This window comes from Streptomyces sp. NPDC025784 (assembly GCF_055558435.1).
Window position 1 is genome coordinate 1,175,434 of sequence record NZ_JBVHMN010000001.1, and the last position, 20,673, is coordinate 1,196,106.

Consider the following 20,673-nt stretch of genomic DNA (forward strand, 5'->3'; position numbering starts at 1 on the left):
AGACCCATACGAAGAACGAGTGCACTGCGGGAGCGAGCGGTGAGCGGAACCTCCGAAGGGCAGGCGCCCGCGGCAGACCCCGTCCGGCCGGCCGTCACAGAGCGTCACATCGAGTCATCTCCTGGTGCGTCGGCCGAGGCGCATCACGGCACGTCCCGATCCCCTGCCTCCACTCCGGGCACATCCGTCGCACCCGGGACCTCTGACGCCTCGTGCGTCCCGGACGAGCCCCTTTCCGGTGCGGCCGCCGCACCCGACGGAACGTCACCCCGCGCCCATCAGGCCGCGTTCGCCGCCGCCCCTCTCGCCATGGCCGTCGTCGACCGCGAGGGTCTCGTCGTCACCGCCAACGCGGCGCTGAGCACGCTGCTGGGCGCCAGGGCCGGGACACTCCCCGGCAAGAACGCCGCCGACCTCGTCGACCTGGCGTCCGACGCCCGCACCTGGCACGCGTACCGCGAGGTGCTGCGCGGACGCCAGGCACGGCTGCGTTTCACCCGCCGTCTCAAGCACCCCGACGGCCGCTCCCTCTGGGTCCAGGTCACGGTCGCTCCGCTGTCGCCCCAGGAACCCGCGGTCCTGCTGTCCGTCACCGACATCAGCGCCCGGCGTGAACTCCAGGCCCGTCTGCGCCACTTGCAGATGCACGACCCGGTGACCCGGCTGCCGAACCGTGCGCTGTTCTTCGAGCGCCTGTCGGCCGCGCTGGAGGCGGAGGCGTACGAGGAGGGCGGCACCGGCCGGATCGGGCTCTGCTATCTGGACCTCGACGGATTCAAGGCGGTCAACGACACGCTCGGCCACCGGGTCGGGGACCGGCTGCTCGCGGCCGTCGCCGAACGGCTGACGCGCTGCGCCGACGAGGCGGGGTACACGAGAGCGGCCACTCCCCTGGTGGCCAGACTGGGCGGCGACGAATTCGCGCTGCTCGTCGAGGACTCCACGGGGACCGACCAGCTGGCGGACCTCGCCGAATCCGTCCTCAAGGCGCTCCAGGCCCCCTTCGACCTCTCCGGCCAGCGGCTGTCGCTGTCCGCGTCGATCGGGGTCGTCGAGCGGCGCGCCACCGGCACGACCGCGACCGGTCTGATGCAGGCCGCCGACACGACGCTGTACTGGGCGAAGGCCGACGGCAAGGGCCGCTGGACCCTGTTCGACCCGGAGCGCAACGCCCACCGCATGACCCGCCAGGCCCTCTCCTCCACCTTGCGCGCGGCCGTGGACCGGGGTGAATTCGCCCTGGAGTACCAGCCGTTGGTGGGTATGGAGGACGGCGGCGTGCGCGGGGTCGAGGCGCTCGTCCGCTGGCACCACCCGCAGTTCGGCACGCTGACGCCGAATCGGTTCATCGGATTGGCGGAGGAGGACGGCTCGATCGTGCAGCTCGGCCGCTGGGTGCTCGCCACGGCGTGCCGGCAGGCCCGCCGCTGGCAGCTGGACCACCCGGACGCGTCGCCGATCTTCGTCAGCGTCAACGTCGCGGTCCGGCAGGTGTGGGACTCCGACCTGGTCGCGGACGTGGCGTCGATCCTCGCGGAGACCGGCCTCGCGCCGCACCTGCTCCAGCTGGAGCTCACCGAGTCCGCGGTGATGGGCTCGGCGGGCCGCCCGCTGCAGGCCCTCCAGTCGCTCAGCGACATGGGCGTCCGCATCGCCATCGACGACTTCGGCACGGGCTACTCGAACCTGGCCTACCTCAGTCGTCTGCCGGTGTCCGTGCTGAAGCTGGACGGCTCGTTCGTCCGCGGCTTCCAGTACGAGGCCCCCGACGGCGGCGCCCAGGGCGGCGACGGCGCGGCCGCGCAGACGGGCGCGGCCGACGAGGTCATCGTCGAGGCCCTCATCCAGCTGGCCCACCGGCTCGGCCTGACGGTCACCGCCGAGTGCGTGGAGACCGCCTCGCAGGCTTCCCGGCTGCGCGGGATCGGATGCGACACCGGCCAGGGGTGGCTGTACTCGCGGCCGGTGGCGCCGGATCGTATCTCCGCACTGCTGACCCAGGCCTGCGCGCAGGCCTGAGGCCGCCGACCTCAGGCCTTCGGCAGGCCGTAGGCGTCCGCGATCAGCTCGTACGAGCGCAGCCGCAGGTCGCCGCTGTGGGCGTGGCTCGTGATCATCAGCTCGTCGGCGCCGGTGCGCTTCTGGAGGTCGTCCAGCCCCGACCGCACCTCGTCCGCCGTGCCGTGGACGACGTTGACGTTCCAGGAGTCGATGAACTCCCGCTCCATCGGGCTGTAGTCGTACGCCTCCGCCTCCTCGGGCGTCGGGACCAGACCCGGGCGGCCGGTGCGCAGACGGACCATGTTCAGGGCCGCGGCCATGACCTGCCGGCGGGCCTCCCGCTCGTCGTCCGCGGCGAGGGCGGAGACGCCGATGAGGGCGTACGGGGCGTCGAGGACGGTGCTCGGCCGGAAGGACTCGCGGTACAGGTCCAGGGCCGGGATCGTGTTCTGCGCCGAGAAGTGGTGGGCGAAGGCGAACGGCAGGCCCAGGACTCCGGCGAGGCGGGCGCTGAAGCCGGAGGAGCCCAGCAGCCAGATCGGCGGGCGGTGCGGGGACTGGACGCCGCCCGGGGAGGTCGACTGGACGGGGCCGGGGACCGCGTGGATACGGGCGTAGGGATGGCCGTCCGGGAAGTCGTCGTCGAGGAAGCGGGTGAGTTCCGCGAGCTGCTGCGGGAAGTCGTCGGCGCCCTCGTCGAGGCGGTCGGCGCGGCGCAGGGCCGCCGCCGTGGCGCCGTCCGTGCCGGGAGCACGGCCCAGGCCCAGGTCCACCCGGCCCGGCGCCAGCGCCTCCAGGGTGCCGAACTGCTCCGCGATCACCAGGGGAGCGTGGTTGGGGAGCATCACTCCGCCCGACCCGAGGCGGATGCGGGTGGTGTGGGCGGCCAGGTGGGCGAGGATCACCGCGGGCGAGGAGGAGGCCACTCCGGGCATCGAGTGGTGCTCGGCGACCCAGTAGCGGTGGAAGCCGCGGGACTCCGCGAGGCGCGAGAGGGCGACGCTGGTCCGCAGGGCGTCCGTCGCGGTGCGGCCGGCGCCGACCGTGACCAGGTCCAGTACGGACAGGGGTACGGGTGCGCTGCCGTGCGCGGTGCCTCGGGTCTCGTCCGTCTCGTCCACCGGGGTGCCTCCTGCTTTCGCTTGCGTACGACGCGTCGTTCGCGGAGTACGAACAGGAGGGTGTCTCCGTTTATTCCCGGTGCCGGGCCGCGGCCCGGCACCGGGAGCCGCTCACGGGGGCCCTTCCCCGGTGCCGGACGGGCCGGGACCCGGCCCGTCCGGCACCGGCAGGCCCTACGGCATCTGCACGATGGGCTCCCTCGTGAAGAGCGTGCCCAGGTCGGGGGCGTTGACCCGGCGGTCCGCCAGGCGGAGCGCCTCCCACACGGTGACCTGGTTGGCGGTGAGGACCGGCTTGCCCAGGGCTTCCTCCAGGGCGGGGATGTGCGAGGCGGTGTGCAGGGCCGTGTCCGGCAGCAGGACGGCCTCCGCGTCCGGATGATCGGCCGCGCGGGCCATCGCGAGGACCTGGTCCGGCCCCCAGGTGCCGACCTCCGCGGCCGTGACGACCCCCGAGCCGCGCACGCCGACGACCTCCACCCCCGCGTCCTTCAGGAACGCGGCGAAGAGCGCGGCCACGTCGTCGGGATAGGTCGCCCCGACCGCGACGCGGTGGGCGCCGACCTCCCCCGCGGCGTGCGCGAAGCCGAAGGACGTGGAGGAGGCGGGCAGACCCGCCGCCCGGGCGAGGGCGCGGACCTGGTCGTGGGCGCCCTGCCAGCCGTACACGAAGCTGGCACTGGTGCAGGCCCACACCACCGCTTCGGCACCGGACAGGCGCAGCTCCTCGACGCCCGCCGCGAGCCTGGCCTCCGAGCCCATCTCCAGGAGCGCGTCCACGCGGTGGGCATCCTCCCCGATGTCCGTGTGGACCAGGGCAAGGCGGATGTCGCTGCCGAGCAGCTGCTCCATGCGCGGGTAGTCGTCCTCGGCCGAATGACCGGGGTAGAGGAATCCGAGTGCGGTCATGCCCAACCTTCCTGTTCTTCCGGCAGTACCGGTCCCCCACGGGCGGACTGGTCCATCAGCCGCTGATAAGGGCCCACCGCCCGGGTACCCAGCTCGCGCAGTGCCGCCCACATCGTCACCTGGTTGGCCGAGATCACCGGGATGCGCAGTTCTGCCTCCAATTGGGGGATCACGTCGTACGTCGGAAGGTTGGTGCAGCTGATGAAGAGGGCGTCGGCGGGGGTGCGCGCCGCGTGCCGGGCCATCGTCACCACGTCGCGGTACGGCACCTTCCAGATGTGCCGTGTCAGGCCCAGCGAGGACCGCCCGGTGACGTTGATGCCGGCTTCCGCCAGGTACTCCTCCAGGGACTGGGTGACCGAGACGGTGTACGGGGTGACCAGGGCGATCCGCCGGGCGTCGAGCTCCCGCAGCGCGTCGAGGAGGGCACCGGAGGTGGTGAGCGAGGGGACCGCGCCCGCCCGGGTCATCGCCTCGCACATCGCGCGTTCGCCCGCGACGCCGCCGACGAAGCTGCCGGAGGTGCAGGCGTACGCGACGACCTCGGGCGCGACGGCGTTCAGCGCGCGCACCGCGTCGCCGAGCGTCTCGTGCTCGGAGACCAGCCGGGCCAGGTCCAGACTCACCTCGACCGGCACGAACGGGGTACGTGTCAGATGAAGGGAGACGTCGTCGGGCACCCATCGCCACAGCTCACGATCGAGAGCGAAGTCGAAGGGAGCGACGACGCCGATGCCGCGCTGTTCGCGGGGACCGCCGAGAAAGGAGACATCCATCGCAGTCACCGGCCTCACGAAGGGAAACGGGTGGACAACGGACCGTAGGTGGGCCCGTGTTGACGAAGGTAGGTTCGGGTGCGAGCGTGGTCAATCCGCGCATCTCAGACGGCCTCGAGCGCACGTCCGACCGCATGATCCGCCGGGGAATCCCGCCTCCGGCACCCCGGAGAACCGCCTCACACCTTCCCAGGAAAGCGGACCCGCATTGCGAAACGGTTTCACCCGATGAACGCCTCCACGTCACCTCACGGGCCCGGCCCGCAGCCCCCGACCCGGCTGCTCGTCCTGGACGCCGAGCCGCCGCCCCGGCTCGGCAGACTCACCGGCCGGGTGCAGATCGAACACGCCGACGCGACCGCACTGGCCGAGCGGCTGCCGTACGCGGACGTGCTGCTGGTGTGGGACTTCACCTCGGACGCCGTACGCCACGCCTGGCCGGGCGGGGGCCCGCGGCCGCGCTGGGTGCACACGGCGAGCGCGGGCGTGGACCATCTGATGTGCCCCGAGCTCACCGACTCGGACACGGTGGTGACCAACGCGCGCGGTGTCTTCGACCAGCCGATCGCGGAGTACGTCGCCGCGCTGGTGCTCGCCATGGCGAAGGACCTGCCGCACACCTGGGACCTCCAGCGGCAGCGGGAGTGGCGGCACCGCGAGTCGCAGCGGGTGGCCGGCACCCGCGCCTGTGTGGTCGGCTCCGGCCCGATCGGGCGGGCGATCGTCCGCACGCTCAAGGCGCTCGACATCACGACGGCGCTGGTGGGGCGGACCCCACGCACCGGGATCCACGGCCCCGGGGAGCTGGACCGGCTGATGGCGCGCGCCGACTGGGTGGTGTCCGCGGCGCCGCTGACGGAGGACACGTACGGGATGTTCGACGCGCGGCGGTTCGGCATGATGCAGCCCTCCGCCCGCTTCATCAACATCGGACGGGGCCAGCTGGTGGTCGAGGAGGCGCTCGCCGAGGCCCTGAGCAAGCGGTGGATCGCCGGCGCGGCCCTCGATGTCTTCGCACACGAACCGCTCGGCCCCGAGAGCCCGTTGTGGCAGGTCCCGGGACTGATCGTGTCACCGCACATGAGCGGGGACACAGTGGGCTGGCGGGACGAACTGGGTATGCAGTTCGTGGAGTTGTACGAGAGGTGGGCGGCGGGCAAGCCGCTCCGGAACGTCGTCGACAAGAAGCGCGGGTACGTGCCGGGACACTGAACTCCCTTTGGAGGGGCCGATGTCGGAACTCACGGAGCTGACCGCGGTACAACTCGTCGACGGCTACCGCAAGGGCGAATTCAGCCCCGTGGAGGCGACGCGGGCGGTCCTGGAGCGGGCCGAACACGTCCAGCCCGCCGTGAACGCGTTCGTAAGGCTGCACGCCGAGGAGGCTCTCGCCCGCGCCGGGGAGTCGGAGGCGCGCTGGCGGCGCGGCGAGCCGGCGGGCCTGCTCGACGGTGTCCCCGTCACCGTGAAGGACATCCTGCTGCAGCGCGGACATCCCACACTGCGCGGATCGAGGACCGTCGACCCGGGGGGCCGCTGGGAGGAGGACGCGCCGTCGGTGGCCCGGCTGCGCGAGCACGGCGCGGTCCTCGTGGGCAAGACGACCACGCCCGAGTTCGGCTGGAAGGGTGTCACGGACTCGCCGCTGTCCGGGGTGACCCGCAATCCGTACGACGTCTCGCGCACCGCGGGCGGCTCCAGCGGGGGCAGCGCGGCGGCCGTGGCGCTCGGCGCGGGCCCGCTGTCCCTGGGCACCGACGGCGGCGGCAGCGTCCGCATCCCGGCCGCGCTCTGCGGGATCTTCGGTCTGAAGCCGACGTACGGCAGGGTGCCGCTGTATCCCGCGAGCGCCTTCGGGACGCTGTCGCACGTGGGTCCGATGACGCGGGACGCCGCCGACGCGGCGCTGCTGCTGGACGTGATCAGCGGTCCGGACGCCCGGGACTGGTCCGCGCTCGGGCCGGCGGCCGGTTCCTTCGTGGACGCGCTGGAGGGCGGAGTGCGGGGGCTGCGGGTCGCGTACTCGCCGTCGCTCGGCGGGCAGGTCGCGGTCCGGCCCGCCGTCGCGGCGGCGGTGCGGGGGGCGGTGGAGCGGCTGGCGGGTCTCGGCGCGTACGTCGCCGAGGACGACCCCGACTTCACCGATCCGGTGGAGGCCTTCCACACGCTCTGGTTCAGCGGGGCCGCCCGGGTGACCCAGCGTCTGGGGCCCCACCAGCGGGAGTTGCTCGACCCCGGCCTGCGCGAGATCTGTGCGCTCGGCGCCCGGTTCGGCGCACTGGACTACCTCGCCGCGGTCGACGTCCGCATGGAGCTGGGCCGGCGCATGGGCCGGTTCCACCAGTCCTACGACGTCCTGGTCACGCCGACGCTGCCGCTGACGGCCTTCGAGGCGGGCGCGGAGGTGCCCGCCCGCTCCGGCCACCGGCGTTGGACGGGCTGGACCCCGTTCACGTACCCGTTCAACATGACGCAGCAGCCCGCGGCGACCGTCCCCGTCGGAGTGGACGGGGACGGTCTGCCGGTGGGTCTGCAGATCGTGGCGGCGCGGCACCGTGACGACCTCGTCCTGCGGACGGCACAGGCGCTGTACGAGGCGGGCGTCGCCGGGGTCGCTCCCCCGGTGCTCTGACAGCCGGCCGGGGACGCCCGCCGGTGCTCGGGTACCGCACCGTGGGCACTGGTCCGGTGCTTCAGGACCCGGCCGGCCGTGACCACCGCGCCGGGACGGTCACGCCCGGCGGAACCGGAGCGCCTCGCCCTGCGCGCCGGTGCGCCACAGGTCGTTGCAGGCCTCGGCCATCGCGTCGAGGCCCTCGACCACCTGGCCCCAGACGATCCCCGGCACCCAGCCGACGTCCCCGTTCAGGAGCAGGTTGTTGCGCTCGTAGAACAGGGCCAGGTCCACCACCGTCGTTCCGGCGCGGACCTCACGGTCGTATCCGTAGGCCTGCGTGCCCAGTTCCGCGCCCGCGAAGGAGAAATAACAGAGGTCTCCCGGAATAGGGGTAACTGTCGGATTTTCCAGGGGTGGCTCCGATTTCGTGAAAGGCGGGAAAAGGGCGTAGATCTCATTGCGCGCGTATTTCGCGTGGTAGACGTCTCCGCTCAGTGGAAGCGCGTCCCACACCGCCGCGCAGGTGATCGGCGCCCGGTCGTCGAGCAGTTTCGCCGTGCAGTCGACTCCCCTTTTGACCAGGGAGACTTCGATGTAGCGATCAGCCATGCATTCCATGGTCCCGCGGGAGTCAAGAGGGCCTCGGACATTCGGCGGCGTGTACGGGCGCAAATTGATCCGCATGGATCGCATGGCATCGGGTAGCCGCGCGGCCATGGCTCCACCACTTGGCAAGGACGGTTATGGCGCGGAGAAACGAGGCCCGTTCAGGGCCCCCGGCGAAGGCCCGAGCCGGCGGTCGCTGCTCGCGGGTGTCTCCGCGCTCGGTGCCGTCGGCGCGCTGGGCGCCGCCGGTTGCAGCCGGGTCGCCACGGCGTCCGGCACGGACGGTGGTGATCTCCTCGACCGGCTGAAGGCGCAGGGCGTCGTACGGCTCGGCATCGCGGGCGAGATCCCCTTCGGTTACATCGACAGGAACGGCGAGCTGACCGGCGAGGCGCCGCAGCTCGCGAAGGCCGTCTTCAAGCGGCTCGGCATCGACCGCGTCCAGCCGGTCCCCACCGAGTTCGGCTCGCTCATCCCCGGACTCGACTCGCAGCAGTTCGACGTCGTGTCGGCCGGGATGTACATCAACCCCGAGCGCTGCGAACAGGTCATCTTCGCCGACCCGGACTACCAGATGCTCGACGCCTTCATCGTGCGCAAGGGCAATCCCATGGACCTGCACGACTACAAGGACGTCGTGGCGAAGAAGGCGAAGTTCGCGACCGGCACGGGCTATGCCGAGATCCAATACGCGGTGGAGGCCGGGTACAAGGAGAGCGACATCCTGATCGTGCCCGACCAGGTCGCCGGGCTGAACGCCGTCGAGGCGGGGCGGGCCGACGTCTTCGCGGGGACCGCGCTGACCACACGTGAGGTGGTCAAGAAGTCCCGCAAGGCGGAGAGCACCAAACCCTTCGCGCCCCTGGTCAAGGGCAAGCCGCATGTCGACGGCGGCGGCTTCGCCTTCCGGTCGGGCGAGACGCGGCTGCGGGACGCCTTCAACGTGGAGCTGCGGAAGATGAAGGCGAGCGGCGAACTGTTCCGCATCCTCCAGCCGTTCGGATTCACCAAGGCGGAGATGACCGACATGACCGCGAAGGAGCTCTGCCGCGGATGACATCGGGACTCTGGGAACTCGTACTCAAGGGCATATGGGTCACCGTCCAGCTGCTGTTCCTCAGCGCCCTGCTGGCCGGCGCCGTCTCCTTCGTGGTCGGGATCGCGCGCACCTCGCGGCTGTGGATCGTCCGCTTCCTCGCGGGCTTCTACACCGAGGTGTTCCGCGGCACCTCCGCGCTGATCATGATCTTCTGGGTGTACTTCGTGCTGCCGCTCGCCTTCGGCTGGCAGCTCGTCCCGATGTGGGCGGGCACGCTGGCGCTGGGGCTGACGTACGGCGCGTACGGCTCGGAGATCGTGCGCGGCGCGCTGAACGCGGTCGATCCGGCACAGCGTGAGGGCGGTATCGCGCTCAGCTTCACGCCCTGGCAGCGGATGCGGCTGATCCTGCTGCCGCAGGCGGTGCCCGAGATGATCCCCTCCTTCTGCAACCTGCTGATCGAGCTGCTCAAGGGCACGGCGCTGGTCTCCGTCATGGGGATGGGCGATCTGACCTTCAGCGCCAACCTGGTGCGGCTGGCGCTCCAGCAGAGCGCGGAGATCTACACGTACGTGCTGCTCATCTACTTCGTCATCGCCTTCCTGCTCACCCGGGTCATGCGCGGTCTGGAGAAGCGACTGAAGGCCGGCATGGGCAAGGAACCGGAGCGCGGCGCGTCCCAGCGTGAGCTGCGCCGGGCGGAGAGCACCGGCGTGGGCGCCGGTGCGGGCGCGGCGGGAGGTGGCGCATGAACTGGGACTGGAGCGCGGTCGGTGACTTCATGCCGCTCTTCTGGGACGGCCTGCTGGTCACCCTGCAGGCGCTGGCGCTCGGTTCGCTGATCGCTTTCGCCCTCGGTCTGGTGTGGGCGCTGCTGATGCGGACGCCGACGCGGTGGGTGCGCTGGCCGGTCGGGCTCGTCACCGAGTTCGTCAGGAACACCCCGCTGCTGGTGCAGCTGTTCTTCCTCTTCTACGTGCTGCCCGAGTGGAACATCACGTTCTCCGCGCTGACCACGGGTGTCGTCGCGATCGGGCTGCACTACTCGACGTACACGATGCAGGTCTACCGGGCCGGCATCGAGGGCGTGCCGGTCGGCCAGTGGGAAGCGGCCACGGCGCTCAGCCTGCCCGTGCGGCGCACCTGGACCGCGGTGATCCTGCCGCAGGCGATCCGCCGCGTGGTGCCCGCGCTCGGCAACTACGTCATCGCGATGCTGAAGGACACCCCGATGCTGATGACGATCACCGTGCTGGAGATGCTCGGCGAGGCGCGGCTGTACTCGCAGCAGCACTTCCAGTTCACCGAGCCCCTCACGGTCATCGGCGTGGCCTTCATCCTCATTTCCTATCCGGCTTCCCTGCTTCTGCGAGCCCTGGAGCGACGTCTTGTCCGCTGACACCAATCCCGTACCCGCGAACGAACTGAACGCCAATCCGCCGGTGGACGGTGCCGAGCTGATCCGATTCGATAAGGTCACCAAGCGCTTCGGCGACAACACCGTCCTCGACGAGCTGGACTTCCGCGTCGACTCCGGGAAGCACGTCACCCTGATCGGCCCGTCCGGCTCCGGCAAGACGACGATCCTGCGGCTGCTGATGACGCTGGCCGAGCCGGACGCCGGCACGATCACGATCGCGGGGGACCGGCTCTTCCCGGCGGGCGAGAAGGAGGTCCGGGAGGTCCGCAAGAAGATCGGGATGGTCTTCCAGCAGTTCAACCTGTTCCCGAACATGAGCGTCCTCAGGAACGTCACCGAGGCGCCCGTCACCGTCCTCGGGATGTCCAAGGACGAGGCGGAGGCGCGGGCCCGTGAACTGCTCGACCTGGTGGGTCTCGCGGACAAGTGCGACGAGCGTCCGAGCCGGCTGTCCGGCGGCCAGCAGCAGCGTGTCGCGATCGCGCGGGCGCTGGCGATGCGGCCGCAGGTGCTGCTCCTGGACGAGGTGACGTCCGCGCTCGACCCCGAGCTGGTCGCCGGTGTCCTCGACGTCCTCCGTGACATCGCCCACACCACCGACATCACGATGCTCTGTGTGACCCACGAGATGAATTTCGCCCGGGACATCTCGGACCAGGTCCTGATGTTCGATTCCGGCCACGTCATCGAGTCCGGTCCGCCGGAGAAGATCTTCAGCGATCCGGAGCAGGACCGCACCCGGGAATTCCTCAGCGCGGTTCTTTGATTACCGGGAGTGAACGAGGGGCGGGCGGGGAGCGCGCGGGGCAAGGCCCGAGGTCCGACAGCCGGGCCATGCCCCGCGTGCCGTGACCGGGGCATATGCCAGAGTGTCGCGTCGCTGCTGAGAGCGTCCGGGTACGGCATCAATCTCGTCAACGGACGCTCACAGCCCGCTCTTTGACGGTTATCGTGGAGTGAGCCCGGCCGTCCGGGCTGTGTCGTTTTTGAGCCGGGCCCATGAAGCGCAGGGGGAAACCGTGGCGCTGAAGAACGAGCCGACCGCGCCGTACCACTCGGCCCAGGACGCCCTGCGCGTCCTGGAGACGGTGGCACGGCACTCCGCAGGTGTCACCGACGCCGACCTCGCCCGCCGGACCCGCCTCGGCACCGAACGCCTGACCGCACTCCTGCGGATGCTGCGCCGGGAGGGATACGTCGAGCAGATCGCCGACGGCGCGTACGTCACCGGTGCGTCGCTCAGCCGCCTCGGCTCGGCCCAGCAGCGTGACCGGGCCCTGCGCGAGAAACTCCAGCGCACCCTCGACCGGCTGCGGGACTCGGTGGGCGCGGCGATCTACATCAGCCGCTACATCGACGGCGAGGTGCACGTCACCCAGTACGCCGACAGCCCCGCGGCACCGGCGGTCAACGAATGGGTCGACTTCCGCTCCTCCGCCCATGCCAGCGCGGTCGGCAAGAGCCTGCTCGGCCAGCTCGACCACAACGGCCGGCGCGACCATCTGGCCCGCCACAAGATGGCCCGCCTCACCTCGCGGACCATCACCGACGAGCGGCTGCTGCTGTCCCGCCTGGACGCGCAGGCGCCGACCGTGCCCGTCCTCGATCTCCAGGAGTACGCGGTCGGCACGGTCTGCGCGGCGGTGCCCATCACGGCCGGCTCCTCCGTCGGCTGCCTCGCGCTGTCGCTGCCGGTCGAGCACGCGCACCGGCTCCGGCAGGCCGCGGACACGCTGAACCGCGGCGCGGCACCCGTCCTGCTCTCCCTGGCGATCTAGGGGTCGGACGGGTGGTCGGGAGCACCCCTTCGGACCAGGTAGTATTTCTTTTGTCGCCGACCGCGAGAGCGGGAGGCGGGAGTCATGCGCCGCTAGCTCAGTTGGTTAGAGCAGCTGACTCTTAATCAGCGGGTCCGGGGTTCGAGTCCCTGGCGGCGCACATCGGTGAAGGCCCTCCACGCGAGTGGGGGGCCTTCACGCATGTCCCGGTCCTACCGTGCGCCGCCCCTCACCGCGACGTCACGAACTCCGTCAGCGCCCGGGCCAGCAGCCCCGGGTCCCGCGCCCCGCACAGCTCACGCGCCGAGTGCATCGACAGACCCGGCACCCCCACGTCCACCGTGGCGACCCCTAGGCGGGCCGCGGTGATCGGGCCGATCGACGTGCCGCACGGCATGACGTTGTTCGAGACGAACGGCTGCCACGGCACGTCCGCCCGTTCGCAGGCCGCGGCGAATGCGGCGACTCCGGCGCCGTCGGTGGCGTACCGCTGGTTGGCGTTGACCTTGACCACGGGTCCGGCGTTGGGCAACGGCCGGTGGCCCGGTTCATGACGTTCCGGATAGTTCGGGTGGACGGCGTGGGACATGTCGGCGGAGACGCAGAAGGCACCCGCGAGGGCCCGGCTGACGTCCTCCCCGCTGCCGCCCCGCGCCGCGACGCCCCGGCCCAGCACCCGCTCCAGAAGCGGGCCCTGGGCGCCCGACTCCGAGCCGCTGCCGACCTCCTCGTGGTCGAAGGCGGCGAGCACGGGGACGTACGCGGGCGGCCGGGAGGTGGCGGCGGCGACCAGGGCGGTGACGCCCGCATGCACCGAGATCAGGTTGTCCAGACGCGGCGAGACGATGAACTCCTCGTCCATGCCCAGGTAGCCCGGCGGCTGGAGGTCGTGCAGCATCAGGTCCCAGCCGAGGACCTCGGCGACGTCGGCGTCGGCCTCGGCGGCGATCCGGCCGAGCAGCGCGCCCGGTTCGACGTCGCCGAGCCCCCACAGCGGGGTCATGTGGCGCTGCCGGTCCAGGGCGAGGCCCTCGTTGACATCGCGGTCGAGGTGGATCGCCAGCTGCGGCACGCGCAGCAGCGGCTTGTCGACGCGGACGAGCCGGGTCGATCCGTCCCGCAGTGCCAGCCGGCCCGAGACGCCGAGGTCGCGGTCGAGCCAGGTGTTCAGCGGCACGCCGCCGTAGATCTCCACGGCGATCTGCCGCCAGCCCGCGGCGCCGGTGTCGGGCGCGGGCTTGACCCGCAGGTTCGGCGAGTCGGTGTGGGCGCCGATGATCCGGAACGGGGTACGGGCCGGTGCGCCCGCGGGGACGTACCACGCGATCAGCGCCCCTCCCCGTACGACGTATCTGCCGCCTTCGGCACCGGCCGTCCAGTCGTCCGTCTCGCGCAGCTCCGCGAAGCCCGCCTTCTCCAGGCGCTGCGCGGCGCTCGCGACCACGTGGTACGGCGAGGGGCAGGCCGAGACGAAGGAGAGCAGGTCGTCGCTGTGACTGCGGTCATGCGTGGGGGACATGGGTGCCTTCCGGGTGCTGTCGAGGGTTGGGGTGGTGCGGCAGCGGGGCGCCGGGCCGGGTGCACGGGTCGGCCGGTACGGCGGTCCGGTCGTCGGGGATCTCCTGGGCGTCGGGGGTGGATGGTGCCGGTGACAGGAAGGACGCACGGCGGGGCCCGCGCGATGAGTCCGGGCCCGCGCCGCGGACGGCATGGTGGTGTCCGGCCGTGTGCGGCCGGCGGGTCAGCGCCCGGGCACCCCGGCGTCGTCCCGGCGTTCGCCGTACGCACTGGGCGCCTCCTCCGCGTCGGCTCCTCGGACGGCGTACAACCGCAGCAGGTAGATGCCCGCGACCAGGACGGCGACCCCGTGGGACCAGGCCACGACGGTGAGCGCCGAGAACCGTTCGAGGGCCGCGGACACGGCGATCATGCCCAGTCCGAAACCGAGGTTCTCGACGGTGGCCGAGAGACCGAAGGCATGGCCGCGCAGTGTCTCCGGCAGGGTCTGGAGGTGCGAGGTGTAGGACACCTCGGTGAGCCCGTCCGCTGCGCCGGCGACCAGCGCGACCCCGATCGTCACGGCCACGGGGAACCCGGCGAAGCCGAGGATGAACGCGGAGGACATCACCGTGGTGCCCAGGCCGAAGCCGAGCGCTCCGACGGACCGGCCGGTGCGCCGCGCCCAGCGCTGGATCACCTGCTGCGCCAGGACGTTGCCCAGTGCCCAGAACAGCCAGAAGCGGCTGACGAACGCGGCCGGGTCGTCCGGGTCCAGTGCGCTCGAATAGACGGGCAGGGCGGCGTTGTGCGACGAGGAACCCAGCGCGTCGACACCGCGCAGCAGGACCATCAGCCCCAGTGCGGGCACGGCGGTCAGGGCCGTCGCCGCGCCGAACACGCCCTCGCCGCGCCGGTGTTCGCGGCCCGGCGGCTTCTCTGCGGCGGACCGGGCGCCCTTCGTCGTGTCCCGTTCCGGCGCCGGCAGCCATCCCACCGCGGCGGCGCAGACCAGGAAGCTGGCCGCGTCCAGCAGGAAGGCCGCGGTGAATCCCAGCCACGGCACCACGACGCCGGACGAGGCGAAGCCCGCCACCATGGCCAGTGAGCGGCCGCCGACCATCAGGGAGTTGGCCCAGCCGCGCCGGTCCGCACCGACCAGGTCCGGTACGGAGCTGCGCAGCGCGACCAGGAAGACGGTGCCGCACGCGCCGACCGCCGCGGACACCGCGAACAGCACGCCGGTGCGCGGTCCGCCGCCCGGCGTCACGACCAACAGGAGCATGACAAGCGCCTGGACGACGGTGGACCACAGCATCACGGGCTTGGCCGCGTACCGGGCCAGCAGACGTCCCGCGACCGTGCCGGCCAGGAACCCCGCCCCGAGCCGGACCGCCATGAACAGGCCCATGGCGAGCGCGCTGCCGGTGGTGGCGTAGACGAACAGGTTGAGCGCCACCATGTTGAGGAAGGTGCCGTACGAGGAGACGGCGTACCCGGCGACCAGGACGCGGTAGCGCCCGTCGCCCGTCACCGGCAACACGCCACGAGCCGCCCCCGCACGGGGCGGACCGCGAGCCGTGCTCGGGCGCGGTGCGTCGCGAGCCGTGCCCGGGAGGAAAGCGTCCCGGGCCGGAGCGGCAGGCTCCGGCGCCCCCGCACCCCGCCGGCATGAACGGCTTCGACGTCCGTGACCCGGATCAGGCGACGCATGTTCCCCCTCTTCCCTCGGCTCCTCCGTACAGGTGTACGGGTGCATACTCCCCCCGAGGAGCGGTGGGAATTCCTCTCCCGCGCGCCGCCTTCGAGAGCGGGTCCGGCCGCGGGGACAGGGACGAAACCCCCTAGCCGCGCAGATAGGCGAGTACGGCGAGCACGCGCCGGTGGGTGTCCTGCGCCGGGGGCAGGTCCAGCTTTCCCAGGATGTTCCCGATGTGCTTGCCGACGGCCGCCTCGGTGACGACCAGTTCCCGGGCGATCGCGCTGTTGGACCTGCCTTCGGCGACCAGCCCGAGCACCTCGCGTTCGCGCGGGGTCAGCGCCTCCAGCGGATCACGTCTGCGGCGCAGCAACTGCCGTACGACTTCCGGGTCCACGACCGTCCCGCCCGCGCCGACCCGCTCCACCGCCTCGGCGAACTGCCCGACCTGCCCGACACGGTCCTTGAGGAGGTAGCCGACGCCGGTGCCGTCCCCGGTGTCGAGGAGTTCGGCGGCGTACGCCCGCTGGACGTACTGGCTGAGGACCAGGACCGGCAGGCGGGGGTCCGCCGCGCGCAGGGCGAGGGCCGCGCGCAGCCCCTCGTCCTGAAACCCCGGCGGCATCCGTACGTCGGTGAGGACGAGGTCGGGCGTGTGTGCCGCCACCGCGTCCCGCAGCGCCCGCGCGTCCCCGACCGCCGCCACCACCTCGTGCCCGAAGCGGCCCAGGAGCCCCACCAGCCCCTCCCGCAGCAGCACGCTGTCCTCGGCGAGCACCACTCTCAGCAAGGAATCTCCATGTGCAGCACGGTGGGCCCACCGGACGGGCTGTCGACGGTCAGTGTGCCATCGAGGACGGCGAGCCGGTCCGTGAGTCCGGTGAGGCCGGTGCCGGCCCGGGCATCGGCGCCACCGCACCCGTCGTCGCGCACCTCGATCCGCAGCCGGCCCTCCCCCGGCCGTCGCCGCGTGTACCGTCCGCTGATCCACACCCGCCGCGCCCCGCTGTGCCTGCCCACGTTGGCGAGCGCCTCGCGCACCGCGAAGTACGCGGCCGACTCGACGGGTTCGGCGAGCCGCGGCAGCTCCACGTCCAGCTCCACCGACACCGTGGAGCGGTCGGCGGCGTCGGCTATGGCGTCCCCGAGCCCGTAGTCGGCGAGCACCTGCGGATGGATGCCGTGGATCAATTCCCTGAGCTCTCCCAGCACCTGGTCGGCCTCGTGGTGGGCGGCCGCGAGGCGCTGCGCCAGCTCGGGCGGGGCATCCAGGCGGGCCAGGCCCAGCTGCATGCTCAGCGCCACCAGCCGCTGCTGCGCGCCGTCGTGCAGGTCCCGTTCGATGCGCCGCCGTTCGGCCTCGAAGGCGGCCACCAGGCGGGCCCTGGACCGGGTCACCTCGGCGAGTCGCTGCTCGGTCTCGCGGGGTGCCAGCAGCAGCCGGGCCACGGTGGCACGGGCGCGGGCGTACCGTACGAGCGGCCACGACAGGGCGAGCAGGAGGACGGCTCCGCCCGCCGCGCACAGGCACGCCTGGCCGTAGGAGTCGATCAGCCAGAGCTTGGCGACGCGGGTGTCGCCGTCGGCGAGGGCGAGCTGTGCCGGCGCCCCGATCATGGCGCCGGGTATCCCGGCCGCTCCCGTCAGCACCAGCAGGTCCAACGGCCACAGCACGGCCGCGAGCAGCACCGCGTACCCGAGTTCGCGCCAGGTCGCCCGCTCGGTGAACCGGAGCGCGGCCCAGGCGGCGAGGCCGGGCTCGTCCGGGGTGCGGTGCGGGGCCGGCACCGGAGCCGGGTCGACCAGCCGCAGCCGCCACCGCTCCATGGCCCCCACCGGCACGCCGGCCAGCGCGAGGAGCGCGAGGAGCGGAAGCCCGACGAGCAGCGGGGTCAGTGCCGCGCCCGCGACCGCGAGCACGAGCAGGCCCACGAGGAGCGGGGCGCCGACGAGCACACCGGTGACGAGGTATCCGGCCGCACGCCACGGCCCGGCTCTGCTGATCATGCGGTCACGGTAGGCGGCTGCGGGCGCCCCGGACCATATGCGCAGCGGGTGTCCCCGGGGTGGGGCCGGCCCTACCTCGCGAGCAGTCCCTCGCGTCCCCGGGCCCGGTACTGGGCGAGCAGCGCGTCGACGTCGGCCGTGTCCAGCGGCCGGTAGGCCGGCTCGCCCGGAGGCCGCCACCACACCGGGTCCGGGCAGCAGAAGCCCTCCCGTCGCAGTCCCACCCGGTGGATCTTGCTGGTGGCGGTGACGGGCATCCGCTCCACGATCCGCAGGTAGCGGGGGGCCATCTTGATCCCCAGGTCCGGCTGGGAGAGCAGGAACTCGCCGAAGGACAGCGGGTCGAAGGCGGCTCCGGGCCGCAGGGCCAGCGCCGCCATCACCTGGTCCCCGGCCACCTGGTCGGGCACCGCGTACACCGCCACGGCGGCGGCGTCCGCGTACCGGGAGAGGATGTCCTCGATCATCGCGGCGGCGAGGTTCTCGCTGTCGACGCGCAGCCGGTCGTCGGTGCGTCCGGCGAAGTAGAGGAAGCCGTCGGCGTCGCGGTAGAAGAGGTCGCCGGTCCAGTACCAGCCGTCGCGGCGGCGTGCGGCATCGGCGTCCGGGTTGCGCCAGTAGCCCTCGAAGGGGTTGGGTCCGCGATTGACCAACTCCCCTATCGCCTCGCTGCCGTTGAGCAGCCTGCCGTCGTCGGTGAGGGCGGCAGGCGGGCACTCCTGCCGGGTGCCGGGGTCGACCACCGCGAGGTCGTCGCCGGGCGCGGCCCGCCCGATCGCGCCGGGCGGTGTGCCGGGGGCGCGCTGGATGGCCGCGCCGCCCTCCGAGGAGCCGTACCCCTCGACCAGCCGCACCCCGAAGCGCTCCTCGAAGGCGGCGGCGTCCACCGCGCCGGCCTCCGTGCCGAAGCCGGTCCGCAGGGGGTTGTCCCGGTCGTCCGGGCGGGCGGGCGTGGCCAGCAAGTACTGGACGGCGCGGCCCACGTAGGTGAAGTACGTGGCCCCGCAGGCGCGTACGTCGGTGAGGAACCCGGAGGCGGAGAAGCGGCGCCGCAGCGCGACGGTCGCGCCCGCCGCGAGCGCGGGCGCCCAGTCGGCGATCACCGCGTTGCCGTGGAACATCGGCATGCAGATGTAGTGCGTGTCGTCCGGGCGCACCCCGAAGTGGTCCACGAGCGACTGCCCGGCGGCGGCGAGCCTGCCCTGGGTGCAGATCGCGGCCTTGGGGGCGCCGGTCGAGCCGGAGGTGAAGTAGAGCAGGAGCCGGTCGTCGGCGCGAGCGGTGCCGGTGTCGGGCGCGGCGTCCGCGTAGGGCTCCAGGAGACCGGCGTAGGCGTCCGTGTCGGTCACCAGGACGCGTACGCCGGGCAGGGGGAGGCCGTCGAGCAACGGCAGATGGGCCCGCTCGGTGACCAGTACCCGGCACTCGGTGTGCAGGATGTCGCGGGCCAGTTCGGGGCCCCGCCGGGTCGGGTTGATTCCGGCGACGGCGGCGCCGGCGAGGGCGGCCGCACTCAGCCACAGCGGGTACTCGGGGGTGTTGTCGAGCAGTACGCCGAGGTGCGGTTCGGCGTCGGGCGGCAGCAGGTCGGCGAGGAGCGCGGCCCGGGCGGCGGCACCCGAGGCCACCTGGTGGTGGCTCAGGAACCGGCCCTCGAACCACAGTCCCGGCCGGTGGTCGTCCCACCGTTCCCGCACGAGCTCCGCGACGGTGCGCTTCATGGACCCCATGGGTGCGCACCATAATTGACGGCCCGTCAGATGAGGAGAGGTGCGACGCTGCCGGCCGGACGGCGGCCTCAGAATCCGCCGAGGGCGTCGTTCGCCGCGAAGACCTCGTGGTACGTGACCATGAAGCCGATGCAGAAGGCGACGATCACGCCGAAGAACACCAGGACACCGACGGTGCCGGCGGCGGCCCTGCCCGGGCGCGGTGCCCGGGCCGTGGCCTTCTCGGGTCGTCCGGCCGCGTAGTGCACGGTGACGATGTCGCCCTCGACGACGGTGGAGGGACCACCCGCCTCGTCGAAGCGGACCGTGCGCCCCTCGCGCGTCGTGTACTCGTACACGTGGTGCAGCGTCGTGGTGACCGAGGTGCTGCCCCCGCCGCTGGTGGTCGTGTACGAGCGCAGGCAGCGCGCCTCGGCGGTCAGTCCACTGCTCCAGGCGCTCCTCAGCTCCAGCGAGCGGCGGACCACCTTGACGGCCATGAGCATCGTCACGGCCATGATCAGTGCAGGTATGGCGTAGAACAGCGCGTCCATCTCGTTCCCCCGGTGTCCGGTGCGGTTCCCCGCACGCCGCCGCGGTCCGTCGGCGTGCGGGGAACATACCCTCCGGGGAAGGAGGGACAGCTCAAGGAAGCCTCAGAATGCGGGCGTCGCGCGAGCCGCCCCGGGGCGGGCCGGACTAGAACGTGACGTCCGCGCACGAGTAGAACGCGTTCGCCGTGTCGCTGATCGTCCACACGCCGAGGATGATGTGGTGCCCGCTCTTGCCGCCCGGCAGCGTGCCGGTGTGCGAGAACGTGGACGGGGGGCGCTGTCCGTTGTAGGGAACGGTCAGGAACGGCGTGGTCTCCAGGTCCGCGCGGGTCAGCGCGTGGTTCTGGTTCCAGCCGTTCTTGGTGATGAAGTACTTGAAGTCGGTCGTGGCGTGCACCGCCGTGAACTGCCAGCGGAAGCCGTAGCTCTGCCCCGCGGTCACCTTCGTCGTCGGCCAGGCCGTGCCCGCGGGGGTCTTGGGCTGGTCCAGCTGACTGAAGTTGGTGTGGTCCGCGGAACAGATCCGGCCGTCGGCCGGACCGGCGGCCGGGAAGCCCTTCGGGCCCTCGACGCTCTGTGGCTCCCACTGGATGTCACCGCAGTTGGCGACGCTGCCGCCGTTCGCGGCGCACATCTTCTGCCGGCTGAGGGGCTGGTCGGTGTAGCCGTGGGCGTCGGCGCCGCCGGTCGAGAGCACGAAGGTGCCCGCGGTGGCGAGGCCGAGCACGGCCGCGTACAGCTTGGCTTTCCCGGTGGTACGGATCTCGGTCGTCCGTATGCGCATGCTGCCGCTCCTGGAGGACGTGGGGGAGGTTCTCGGTGAGCTGTGCGCGCGATTTTCAGGTCTAGACCAAGTCCCAGATTATTGCCGGTAGTTGAACATGTCCATACCAATCGCGAAGCTCTCCGCCACGCACGCCGGGGCCCGGCCGCGGCGCCG

The 20,673-nt window shown here is 72.0% G+C and carries 19 protein-coding genes and 1 tRNA gene; 9 read left to right on the forward strand and 11 right to left on the reverse strand.

The features are described from left to right. Positions 1 to 39 precede the first annotated feature (39 nt). A complete protein-coding gene (locus tag ACZ4IF_RS05075; protein WP_467559598.1) occupies positions 40 to 2,019 on the forward strand; it encodes a putative bifunctional diguanylate cyclase/phosphodiesterase in 1,980 nt (659 codons plus the stop codon). An 11-nt stretch (positions 2,020 to 2,030) separates the two neighbouring features. Here the strand turns inward: ACZ4IF_RS05075 and ACZ4IF_RS05080 are convergent, their stop codons facing one another. The 3 genes from ACZ4IF_RS05080 to ACZ4IF_RS05090 form a co-directional block, all read right to left on the reverse strand. Further along, positions 2,031 to 3,122 (reverse strand): LLM class flavin-dependent oxidoreductase, encoded by a 1,092-nt coding sequence (locus ACZ4IF_RS05080; RefSeq protein ID WP_467559600.1) that lies wholly within the window; start codon positions 3,120 to 3,122, stop codon positions 2,031 to 2,033. Positions 3,123 to 3,296: 174 nt separating this feature from the next. Beyond that, positions 3,297 to 4,031: a maleate cis-trans isomerase family protein gene (locus tag ACZ4IF_RS05085; protein WP_345641088.1), complete on the reverse strand. Its 735-nt coding sequence runs from the start codon at positions 4,029 to 4,031 to the stop codon at positions 3,297 to 3,299. Next, complete coding sequence (locus ACZ4IF_RS05090; protein WP_467559602.1) at positions 4,028 to 4,807, reverse strand: maleate cis-trans isomerase family protein; 780 nt, start codon at positions 4,805 to 4,807, stop codon at positions 4,028 to 4,030. The genes ACZ4IF_RS05085 and ACZ4IF_RS05090 overlap by 4 nt, the downstream gene beginning before the upstream one ends. A 228-nt stretch (positions 4,808 to 5,035) precedes the next feature. On the opposite strand from ACZ4IF_RS05090, the gene ACZ4IF_RS05095 reads away from it, so the two are divergent. Together ACZ4IF_RS05095 and ACZ4IF_RS05100 are read left to right on the forward strand one after the other, a co-directional pair. Then, on the forward strand, positions 5,036 to 6,019 hold the full coding sequence (locus ACZ4IF_RS05095) for a D-2-hydroxyacid dehydrogenase (RefSeq protein WP_467559604.1): 984 nt from the start codon (positions 5,036 to 5,038) through the stop codon (positions 6,017 to 6,019). 19 nt (positions 6,020 to 6,038) lie between these two features. Then, entirely contained in the window at positions 6,039 to 7,439 is a 1,401-nt protein-coding gene (locus tag ACZ4IF_RS05100; RefSeq protein ID WP_467559606.1) for an amidase, read from the forward strand. A gap of 99 nt (positions 7,440 to 7,538) precedes the next feature. On the opposite strand, the gene ACZ4IF_RS05105 is transcribed toward ACZ4IF_RS05100, so the two are convergent. Beyond that, the gene (locus tag ACZ4IF_RS05105) at positions 7,539 to 8,033 is read right to left on the reverse strand and encodes a DUF3830 family protein (RefSeq protein ID WP_467559608.1); all 495 of its coding nucleotides are present in this window, start codon (positions 8,031 to 8,033) and stop codon (positions 7,539 to 7,541) included. 106 nt (positions 8,034 to 8,139) lie between these two features. Here ACZ4IF_RS05105 and ehuB point away from each other — a divergent pair, with 106 nt between their 5' ends. The 6 genes from ehuB to ACZ4IF_RS05135 all read left to right on the forward strand — a co-directional run bounded on the left by ehuB (position 8,140) and on the right by ACZ4IF_RS05135 (position 12,427). After that, a complete protein-coding gene (ehuB, locus tag ACZ4IF_RS05110; RefSeq protein ID WP_467559610.1) occupies positions 8,140 to 9,087 on the forward strand; it encodes an ectoine/hydroxyectoine ABC transporter substrate-binding protein EhuB in 948 nt (315 codons plus the stop codon). Then, positions 9,084 to 9,821 (forward strand): ectoine/hydroxyectoine ABC transporter permease subunit EhuC, encoded by a 738-nt coding sequence (gene ehuC, locus ACZ4IF_RS05115; protein WP_467559612.1) that lies wholly within the window; start codon positions 9,084 to 9,086, stop codon positions 9,819 to 9,821. Before ehuB ends, ehuC begins: the two co-directional genes overlap by 4 nt. After that, positions 9,818 to 10,468, forward strand: a complete 651-nt coding sequence (ehuD, locus tag ACZ4IF_RS05120; RefSeq protein WP_467559614.1) for an ectoine/hydroxyectoine ABC transporter permease subunit EhuD — start codon at positions 9,818 to 9,820, stop codon at positions 10,466 to 10,468. The genes ehuC and ehuD overlap by 4 nt, the downstream gene beginning before the upstream one ends. Continuing rightward, complete coding sequence (gene ehuA, locus ACZ4IF_RS05125) at positions 10,458 to 11,255, forward strand: ectoine/hydroxyectoine ABC transporter ATP-binding protein EhuA (protein WP_467559616.1); 798 nt, start codon at positions 10,458 to 10,460, stop codon at positions 11,253 to 11,255. The genes ehuD and ehuA overlap by 11 nt, the downstream gene beginning before the upstream one ends. Positions 11,256 to 11,508: 253 nt before the next feature. Further along, complete coding sequence (locus tag ACZ4IF_RS05130) at positions 11,509 to 12,267, forward strand: IclR family transcriptional regulator (RefSeq protein WP_467559618.1); 759 nt, start codon at positions 11,509 to 11,511, stop codon at positions 12,265 to 12,267. An 86-nt stretch (positions 12,268 to 12,353) separates the two neighbouring features. Next, positions 12,354 to 12,427 (forward strand) — tRNA-Lys (locus ACZ4IF_RS05135). A 69-nt stretch (positions 12,428 to 12,496) separates the two neighbouring features. On the opposite strand, the gene ACZ4IF_RS05140 is transcribed toward ACZ4IF_RS05135, so the two are convergent. From ACZ4IF_RS05140 to ACZ4IF_RS05170, 7 genes are all read right to left on the reverse strand, one after another. Next, on the reverse strand, positions 12,497 to 13,786 hold the full coding sequence (locus ACZ4IF_RS05140) for a M18 family aminopeptidase (RefSeq protein ID WP_467559620.1): 1,290 nt from the start codon (positions 13,784 to 13,786) through the stop codon (positions 12,497 to 12,499). 222 nt (positions 13,787 to 14,008) lie between these two features. Then, positions 14,009 to 15,304 (reverse strand): MFS transporter, encoded by a 1,296-nt coding sequence (locus ACZ4IF_RS05145; protein ID WP_467559981.1) that lies wholly within the window; start codon positions 15,302 to 15,304, stop codon positions 14,009 to 14,011. A gap of 304 nt (positions 15,305 to 15,608) precedes the next feature. Next, a complete protein-coding gene (locus tag ACZ4IF_RS05150) occupies positions 15,609 to 16,253 on the reverse strand; it encodes a response regulator transcription factor (protein ID WP_467559622.1) in 645 nt (214 codons plus the stop codon). Then, positions 16,247 to 17,470: a sensor histidine kinase gene (locus ACZ4IF_RS05155; protein WP_467559624.1), complete on the reverse strand. Its 1,224-nt coding sequence runs from the start codon at positions 17,468 to 17,470 to the stop codon at positions 16,247 to 16,249. Before ACZ4IF_RS05155 ends, ACZ4IF_RS05150 begins: the two co-directional genes overlap by 7 nt. A 71-nt stretch (positions 17,471 to 17,541) precedes the next feature. Further along, on the reverse strand, positions 17,542 to 19,200 hold the full coding sequence (locus ACZ4IF_RS05160; RefSeq protein WP_467559626.1) for an AMP-binding protein: 1,659 nt from the start codon (positions 19,198 to 19,200) through the stop codon (positions 17,542 to 17,544). A 68-nt stretch (positions 19,201 to 19,268) separates the two neighbouring features. Continuing rightward, positions 19,269 to 19,733, reverse strand: coding sequence for a hypothetical protein (locus tag ACZ4IF_RS05165; RefSeq protein WP_467559628.1), 465 nt, complete (start codon positions 19,731 to 19,733; stop codon positions 19,269 to 19,271). Between the two features lie 145 nt (positions 19,734 to 19,878). After that, a complete protein-coding gene (locus ACZ4IF_RS05170) occupies positions 19,879 to 20,517 on the reverse strand; it encodes a lytic polysaccharide monooxygenase auxiliary activity family 9 protein (protein WP_467559630.1) in 639 nt (212 codons plus the stop codon). Between the last annotated feature and the right edge of the window lie 156 nt (positions 20,518 to 20,673).

What these genes read in the sequence shown, in the direction of transcription:
- ACZ4IF_RS05085 (WP_345641088.1), bottom strand. Translation starts at nt 4,031, where the DNA reads ATGACCGCACTCGGATTCCTCTACCCCGGTCATTCGGCCGAGGACGAC.
- ACZ4IF_RS05090 (WP_467559602.1), bottom strand. Translation starts at nt 4,807, where the DNA reads ATGGATGTCTCCTTTCTCGGCGGTCCCCGCGAACAGCGCGGCATCGGC.
- ACZ4IF_RS05095 (WP_467559604.1), top strand. Translation starts at nt 5,036, where the DNA reads ATGAACGCCTCCACGTCACCTCACGGGCCCGGCCCGCAGCCCCCGACC.
- ACZ4IF_RS05100 (WP_467559606.1), top strand. Translation starts at nt 6,039, where the DNA reads ATGTCGGAACTCACGGAGCTGACCGCGGTACAACTCGTCGACGGCTAC.
- ACZ4IF_RS05105 (WP_467559608.1), bottom strand. Translation starts at nt 8,033, where the DNA reads ATGGCTGATCGCTACATCGAAGTCTCCCTGGTCAAAAGGGGAGTCGAC.
- ehuB (WP_467559610.1), top strand. Translation starts at nt 8,140, where the DNA reads ATGGCTCCACCACTTGGCAAGGACGGTTATGGCGCGGAGAAACGAGGC.
- ehuC (WP_467559612.1), top strand. Translation starts at nt 9,084, where the DNA reads ATGACATCGGGACTCTGGGAACTCGTACTCAAGGGCATATGGGTCACC.
- ehuD (WP_467559614.1), top strand. Translation starts at nt 9,818, where the DNA reads ATGAACTGGGACTGGAGCGCGGTCGGTGACTTCATGCCGCTCTTCTGG.
- ACZ4IF_RS05140 (WP_467559620.1), bottom strand. Translation starts at nt 13,786, where the DNA reads ATGTCCCCCACGCATGACCGCAGTCACAGCGACGACCTGCTCTCCTTC.
- ACZ4IF_RS05155 (WP_467559624.1), bottom strand. Translation starts at nt 17,470, where the DNA reads ATGATCAGCAGAGCCGGGCCGTGGCGTGCGGCCGGATACCTCGTCACC.
- ACZ4IF_RS05160 (WP_467559626.1), bottom strand. Translation starts at nt 19,200, where the DNA reads ATGGGGTCCATGAAGCGCACCGTCGCGGAGCTCGTGCGGGAACGGTGG.
- ACZ4IF_RS05165 (WP_467559628.1), bottom strand. Translation starts at nt 19,733, where the DNA reads ATGGACGCGCTGTTCTACGCCATACCTGCACTGATCATGGCCGTGACG.
- ACZ4IF_RS05170 (WP_467559630.1), bottom strand. Translation starts at nt 20,517, where the DNA reads ATGCGCATACGGACGACCGAGATCCGTACCACCGGGAAAGCCAAGCTG.